General features: G+C 61.1%; 5 protein-coding genes. All 5 read right to left on the reverse strand.

Annotation, left to right across the window (positions count from 1 at the left end):
- Positions 1-741 (reverse strand): FAD-dependent oxidoreductase (locus AB4Z11_RS16195; RefSeq protein WP_442026274.1); only part of this gene is annotated, 741 nt, incomplete at its 3' end.
- A 26-nt stretch (positions 742-767) separates the two neighbouring features.
- Positions 768-5489 carry a glutamate synthase-related protein gene (locus AB4Z11_RS16200; protein ID WP_442026275.1) on the reverse strand — a complete coding sequence of 1574 codons (4722 nt, stop codon included), beginning with the start codon at positions 5487-5489 and terminating at the stop codon, positions 768-770.
- A gap of 190 nt (positions 5490-5679) precedes the next feature.
- Complete coding sequence (locus AB4Z11_RS16205; RefSeq protein WP_442026276.1) at positions 5680-6378, reverse strand: transposase; 699 nt, start codon at positions 6376-6378, stop codon at positions 5680-5682.
- Between the two features lie 99 nt (positions 6379-6477).
- The gene (locus AB4Z11_RS16210; protein ID WP_395404257.1) at positions 6478-7158 is read right to left on the reverse strand and encodes a response regulator transcription factor; all 681 of its coding nucleotides are present in this window, start codon (positions 7156-7158) and stop codon (positions 6478-6480) included.
- 87 nt (positions 7159-7245) lie between these two features.
- Positions 7246-7760: sensor histidine kinase (locus AB4Z11_RS16215; RefSeq protein ID WP_442026277.1), on the reverse strand; the 515-nt coding region annotated here is incomplete at its 5' end.

Raw genomic sequence — 7760 nt, forward strand, 5'->3', positions numbered from 1 at the left:
CGCCATGACGATGGCGTCGAATTCACCTTCCAGGTCTTCCGGGAAGATGGTTTCCTTGGCCCAGTTGTTAACAGTCGCCGGGAAATCCTTGCCGATCAGGGTGGAAGTGCGGAACTTCACGCCTTCTGCCTGCATCTGCTCGATACGGCGGTCAATATGGAACTTCTCCATCTTGAAGTCCGGAATGCCGTAGCGCAGCAGGCCGCCCAGACGGTCCGACTTCTCGAACACGGTCACGTCGTGGCCAACGCGCGCCAGCTGCTGGGCAGCGGCCAGGCCGGCAGGGCCGGAACCGACCACGGCCACCTTCTTGCCGGTCCTGGTTTCCGAAGGCTCCGGCACGACCCAGCCGCGCTCCCAGCCTTCGTCAATGATCTTGTGTTCGATGGACTTGATGCCCACCGGATCATTATTGATGCCCAGGGTGCAGGCAGCCTCGCACGGCGCCGGGCAGATGCGGCCGGTCCATTCCGGGAAGTTATTGGTCGAATGCAGAACGTTCAGCGCTTCGCGGTAGTGGCCGCGGTACACCAGGTCGTTCCAGTCCGGGATGATGTTGTTGACCGGGCAGCCCGAATTGCAGAACGGGATACCGCAATCCATGCAGCGTGCGCCCTGGATCTTGGCCTGGTCGTTCGTCAGCGTCAGCACGAACTCTTTGTAATTTTTCAGACGCGCCTCGGGAGCGTGATAGCTCTCGTCCTGGCGCTGGAATTCCATGAAACCGGTGATCTTTCCCACTTTAATATCCTTTCGTACGCGGCGAATTAAGCAGCAATCGCTTGAGTTTCCGCTTCAATCGCGGCGTTATCGGCCATTTCCACCAGGGCGCGCTTGTACTCGCTCGGGAACACTTTGACGAACTTGCCACGGCTCTCGGCCCAGTTGTCCAGCAACAGGCGGGCGCGGGTGCTGCCCGTGTGCTTGAAGTGGCGCTCGATCAGGCGCTTCAGGATGGTTTCGTCCGCCTCGGCTTCGCCGTTGCGGTGCTGGCTGTGCCAGGTCGACTTGTCGACCGCCTGCTCGGAGGCCGGCAGCACCGCTTCCAGGCTGACCATGGACATATTGCATTTGCGGTTGAAATCGCCGTCCGGGTCATACACGTAGGCGATACCACCCGACATGCCCGCCGCGAAGTTGCGGCCGGTGGCGCCCAGCACGACCACGGTACCGCCGGTCATGTATTCGCAGCCGTGATCGCCCAGGCCTTCCACCACTGCGGTGGCGCCGGAGTTACGCACAGCGAAGCGCTCGCCTGCCACGCCGTTGAAGAAAGCTTCACCGGAAATCGCGCCATACATCACGGTGTTGCCGATGATGATGTTGTTGACTGCCCAGCCGCGGAACTCGGTGTTCGGACGCACAATGATGCGGCCGCCCGACAGGCCCTTGCCCACGTAGTCGTTGCCCTCGCCCACCAGGTCCAGGGTGATGCCCTGTGCCAGGAAGGCGCCTGCCGACTGGCCGGCCGTGCCTTGCAGCTGGATGTGGATGGTGTCGTCCGGCAGGCCGGCGTGGCCGTAGCGCTTCGCCACTTCACCGGACAGCATGGTGCCCACGGTGCGGTTGACGTTGCGTACCGGCGAGATGAAGGACACGCGTTCGCCCTTTTCCAGCGCCGCTTTGGCTTGCGCGATCAGCTTGTGGTCCAGTGCCTTGTCCAGGCCGTGGTCCTGTTCCTCGTTGTGGTAGATGGCCAGGCCAGCGTCCACTTTCGGCAGATAGAAGATATTGCTGAAGTCCAGACCTTGGGCCTTCCAGTGGCCGATGGCTTTCGACTTGTCCAGCAGGTCGGCGCGGCCAATCAGCTCGTCGAAGGTACGGATACCCAGCTGAGCCATGATCTGGCGCGCTTCTTCCGCAACGAAGAAGAAGTAGTTCACCACGTGCTCAGGCTTGCCCTGGAACTTGGCGCGCAGCACCGGGTCCTGGGTCGCGACGCCCACCGGGCAGGTGTTCAGGTGGCACTTGCGCATCATGATGCAGCCTTCGACCACCAGCGGCGCGGTGGCGAAACCGACTTCGTCAGCACCCAGCAGGGCGGCAATCACCACGTCGCGGCCGGTACGCATCTGGCCGTCGGCCTGCACACGGACGCGGCCACGCAGACCGTTCAGCACCAGGGTCTGCTGGGTTTCAGCCAGGCCCAGCTCCCACGGTGTACCAGCGTGCTTGATCGAGGACAGCGGCGAAGCGCCCGTGCCGCCGTCATGGCCGGCCACCACGATGTGGTCGGCTTTCGCTTTCGACACACCCGCAGCCACGGTACCGATACCCACTTCCGACACCAGCTTGACCGAGATCGAAGCGCGCGGATTCACGTTCTTCAGATCGTGGATCAGCTGCGCCAGGTCTTCGATCGAGTAAATATCGTGGTGCGGCGGCGGCGAGATCAGACCCACGCCCGGTACCGAGAAGCGCAGCTGCGCAATGTACTCGGACACCTTGTGGCCCGGCAGCTGGCCGCCTTCACCCGGCTTGGCGCCCTGCGCCATCTTGATCTGGATCTGGTCCGCAGAGTTCAGGTATTCCGCCGTCACGCCAAAGCGGCCGGAAGCGACCTGCTTGATGCGCGAACGCAGCGAATCTCCTTCCTGCAGCGGAATGTCGACCATGACTTGTTCCTTGCCCAGCACGGTGGACATGGAAGAGCCGACCTTGATCGGGATGCCCTTCAGTTCGTTCGAGTAGCGCACCGGATCTTCGCCGCCTTCGCCCGTGTTCGACTTGCCGCCGATACGGTTCATGGCGATCGCCAGCGTGGCGTGGGCTTCGGTCGAGATCGAACCCAGCGACATGGCGCCGGTAGCGAAACGCTTGACGATTTCCTTGGCCGGTTCCACTTCATCCAGCGGAATCGCCTTGGTGGGATCGATCTTGAACTCGAACAGGCCGCGCAGGGTCAGGTGGCGCTTGGTCTGGTCGTTGATCAGCTGTGCGTACTCTTTATAGGTCGAGTAGTTGTTGGAACGGGTCGAATGCTGCAGCTTGGCGATCGCGTCCGGTGTCCACAGGTGGTCTTCGCCGCGCACGCGGTAGGCGTATTCGCCGCCCGCATCCAGCTGGTCGGCCAGCACCGGATCGAGGCCGAAGGCCTGGTTGTGCAGGCGCAGGCCTTCCTCAGCCACTTCGAACAGGCCAATGCCTTCCACATTGGAAGCGGTGCCGCGGAAGTATTTATCGACCAGCGACTTGTTCAGGCCCACGGCTTCGAAGATTTGCGCGCCGCAGTAGGACATATAGGTCGAGATGCCCATCTTGGACATCACCTTCAGCAGACCTTTGCCGATGGCCTTGGTGTAGTTGTAGATCGCCTGTTCCGGCGACAGATCGCCCGGCATGCCGTGCGCCAGTTCGGCCAGGGTTTCCATGGCCAGATATGGGTGGACAGCTTCCGCGCCGTAGCCAGCCAGCAGGGCGAAGTGGTGGGTTTCGCGGGCCGAGCCGGTTTCCACCACCAGGCCGGTGGAGGCACGCAGGCCTTTGCTCACCAGGTGCTGGTGGATGGTGGAAGTTGCCAGCAGGGCCGGAATCGCCACGCGGTCGGCGCCGATCGAGCGGTCGGAGACTATCAGGATGTTGTGGCCGGATTTCACCGCGTCCACAGCTTCCGCGCACAGCGAAGCCAGCGACGCTTCCACGCCTTCCTTGCCCCAGGCGTGCGGATAGCAGATGCTCAGCTCGTAAGACTTGAACTTGCCGCCGGTCACCTGGCTGACATTGCGCAGGCGCGCCATATCGTCGAAGCCCAGCACCGGCTGCGCCACTTCCAGACGCATCGGCGGATTGACGTTGTTGGTATCCAGCAGGTTCGGCTTGGGACCGATGAAGGACACCAGCGACATCACCATCGCTTCGCGGATCGGGTCGATCGGCGGGTTGGTCACCTGGGCGAACAGCTGCTTGAAGTAGTGGTACAGCGGCTTCAGCTTGTTGGACATGACGGCGAGCGGCGAGTCATTGCCCATCGAACCTACGGCTTCTTCGCCGTTGGCGGCCATCGGCGCCAGCAGGAAGCGCAGGTCTTCCTGGGTGTAGCCGAAAGCTTGCTGGCGGTCCAGCAGGGATGCGACCTGCTTCTCGCCGTTGGCCGGGCCGTACTTGGCCACATTGTGCGGCAGCTGGGATTCGCTCAGCTTCAGCTCGCCCAGCTTGATGCGCACGGCATTGATCCATGCCTTGTACGGCTTGGCGTTGGCGTAGGTGTCTTTCAGTTCCTTGTCGTCGATGATGCGGCCGGCTTCCAGATCGATCAGGAACATTTTGCCCGGCTGCAGACGCCACTTCTGGATGATCTTGGATTCCGGAATCGGCAGCACGCCGGATTCGGACGCCATCACCACCAGGTCGTCATCGGTCACGATGTAGCGCGCAGGGCGCAGGCCGTTACGGTCCAGGGTACCGCCGATGTAGCGGCCGTCGGTGAAGGCCATGGCGGCCGGGCCGTCCCATGGTTCCATCATCGATGCGTAGTATTCGTAGAAGGCCTTGCGGTTGTCATCCATCAGCGTGTGGTTTTCCCACGCTTCCGGAATCATCATCATCATGGCCTGGGCCAGCGGGTAGCCTGCCATCAGCAGCAGTTCCAGCGCGTTGTCGAAGCAGGCGGTGTCGGACTGGCCTTCGTAAATCAGCGGGAACAGCTTCTGCAGGTCGTCGCCCAGCACGGCGGACTTCATCACGCCTTCGCGGGCGCGCATCCAGTTGAAGTTGCCCTTCACGGTGTTGATCTCGCCGTTGTGTGCGATCAGGCGGTATGGGTGGGCCAGCGGCCATTCAGGGAAGGTATTGGTCGAGAAACGCTGGTGCACCAGCGCCAGCGCCGAGATGCAGCGCGGGTCCTGCAGGTCGCGGTAGTACACGCCCACCTGGTCGGCCAGCAGCAGGCCCTTGTACACCACGGTACGGGCGGACATGGATGGCACGAAGAATTCTTTGCCGTGCAGCAGCTTCAGCGCCTGGATCGCGTGGCCGGACGATTTGCGGATCACGTACAGCTTACGTTCCAGTGCATCGGTCACCATGATGTCCGCACCGCGGCCAATGAAGATCTGGCGGATGACCGGCTCTTTTTCGCGGACGCGCGGCGACATCGGCATTTCGCAGTCGACCGGCACATTACGCCAGCCCAGCACGACCTGGCCTTCGATGCGGACGGCACGCTCGATTTCCTGTTCGCAAGCGATGCGGGAGGCGTTTTCCTTCGGCAGGAAGACCATGCCTACGCCATATTCGCCCGGCGGAGGCAGTTCGACGCCCTGCTTGGCCATTTCATCGCGGTAGAACTGGTCCGGAATCTGAATCAGGATGCCGGCGCCGTCGCCCATCAGCTTGTCGGCGCCGACTGCGCCCCTGTGGTCGAGGTTCTTCAGGATCAGCAGACCCTGTTCAATGATCGAGTGGCTCTTGTTGCCCTTGATGTGGGCCACGAAACCAACGCCACAAGCATCGTGTTCGTTGGCTGGGTCGTACAAACCTTGCGCTTCCATGCAGTTCTCCGCTGATTTTTTAATCACGAAAAACCAGAGTAGTGCAATGCACAAAAAAACTCAACAGAAACAATTAGGGTCGGAGTCGAATTAATTCTGCTTCAGTCGCTCAAAAAATTAATTAGGGACATAGTCACTGAAAACCCACGGCGAAGACCTGCTGGCAGGCACATCGTGCCTGCCACCCGCTTTACGCCTCAGGTTTTGATTTGAATGGACGGCCCCGTTTGGCCGGGAGCACCTGGCGTTTCATGCGGTGCTGCAGCTCAGCCTTGTACTTGTCCGAGCCCAGCGGCCAGCCCCTGAGCACGGCCGCCTCGATAGCTTTCGTCTCGTTGCTGCCCAGTCCCCGATTGGCCAGCTCGATATAGGCCGCCTCACGCTGGAATGGCGTGTTGCCCAGCGCCCAGTACAGCGGATGGTCGGTCACCGCCCCGTCCGGCTTCAGGCCTGCGTGGTGCGGATAACTGGACCAGGGGTAATGTTCCGGCCCGCCAGCCAGCCCAAGGCGCACGGCGGCGAATTCGATGTAGCGACTGCAGGACAACAAATAATTCTCGGCGTCCACGACAGAAGTCTTGTAGCGCCCTTGCCACAGGGTGCCGGCGCGGGAGTATTTCTGATTAAAGAAGGGGACGTAATAGCGGCCGATCCACTGCATCATGGCGCCCAAACCTTCCTCGTCGGATGGGGTGACGAGCAGGTGCAGCTCGTTCGGCAACAGCGTGTAGGCATGGACGGCCACCTTGTACTGGCGCGCGGCAGTGCGCATCCAGCCCAGGAAGGCTTCGAAATCGTCGGCATCGCAGAACACGGCCTGGCCATTCAGGCCGCGCTGGATGAGGTAGTGAGGCTGATTGGGGACGATGAGGCGGGGAAGGCGGGCCATAAACAAAAACAGGGCAAAATGGAAAGTTCCATTTTACCCTGTCCCCATTTAATTTCAGCCACGCGAATTGGCGATCGGCTTTGTCCCTATTTTCCCTTATCAGGAAAGATTGAAGCTGGCGGACAGGCTATAGCCCTCGCCGTAGGCGCTGCGCAGTGGCAGATCCTGGCCCAGGCCGCTGCGCGCCTTCTTGCGCAGGCGGTAGACCAGCATGTCCACGCGGCGTCCCGCATCCGGATCATCGCCGCCAATGCCCGCCACGATCACCTGGCGCGGCACCGGACGGGTATTAATGGTCAGCAAGTGCAGGAAATTGCACTCTTTCTCGGTCAGGGTGATGGCCTGGCCCTGCAGCTCCAGCTGGCGGGCGGCAACCTTCAGCGTCCACTTGCTGGGCACAGGAATCGCTTCCTGCGGGCCAACGCGACGGTTCAGCGCCTCGATATGGGCGGCCAGCTCGGGGAACTTGATCGGCTTGGTCAGATAATGGTCGGCGCCCAGGCGCAGGCCGAGAATGCGGCTGTCGAAGGCGACGCGGCCGGTCAATACCAGCAAGCCAATCTGCGGGTAGAGCTGGCGCATGCGCGGGATGACGTCAAAGCCATCCTCATCCGGCAAGCCGAGGTCGAGAATAACAACGCCGATGGTGCCCTGAGCCAGAGCGGACCACATTTCCTGGGCGTTGTTGGTGGATTGGACCCCGTGACCGAGCTCGGTCAGGAATTCCGCCATTTCCTCGGCGTATTCCAGGTTGTCTTCCACAATCAGTATTTGCGTCATTGATGCGCCATTGTTCAGTTAACAGCTCGCCGGATTCTGGGGCTTGCGTTAAAGAATTATCACGGGTGATTAACCACAGCGCAAGACTTATGCAGCGATCGGCAGCCAAATCCGAAATTTCTTGCCGCTTTCAGGCAAATTTTCCACTGACAGCGTGCCGCCGTGAACCTCCACCACCGCTTTTGCCATATACAAACCGAGTCCGGAGCCCGGTTGGCTGGCTGCTGCGCGGCCGCGGAATCCCTTTTCGAAAAGCCTGTTGAGCTCGTCTTCCGGGATGGGCGCGCCGTAGTCCGTTACCTGAAACTCTACGCCCCCTTCTGCCGCCTTGCTAGCCTTTAATTCTATAGCAATATTGTCTTTAGTGTATTTAATGGCGTTATCGAGGAGGATATCAAGACAAAGCCGCATTCCTTGGGGGTCGCAACGTAGCCATTGAGGCATGTTTAACGCTTGCACCGTGATAGCCTGACGCCGCGAGCGGGCCGCTTCCGCCGCCGTTTCCAGCAGCGCTTCGGGCGAAATCTCATCCGCCTGCCGCTTGCGGCCAATGCTGGCCAGGCGTTCCGGGGACAGATATTCGTTGATCAGCTCCAGCAGAC

It is taken from the genome of Pseudoduganella sp. RAF53_2, from assembly GCF_052113985.1.
Lineage (GTDB): Bacteria > Pseudomonadota > Gammaproteobacteria > Burkholderiales > Burkholderiaceae_D > Rugamonas.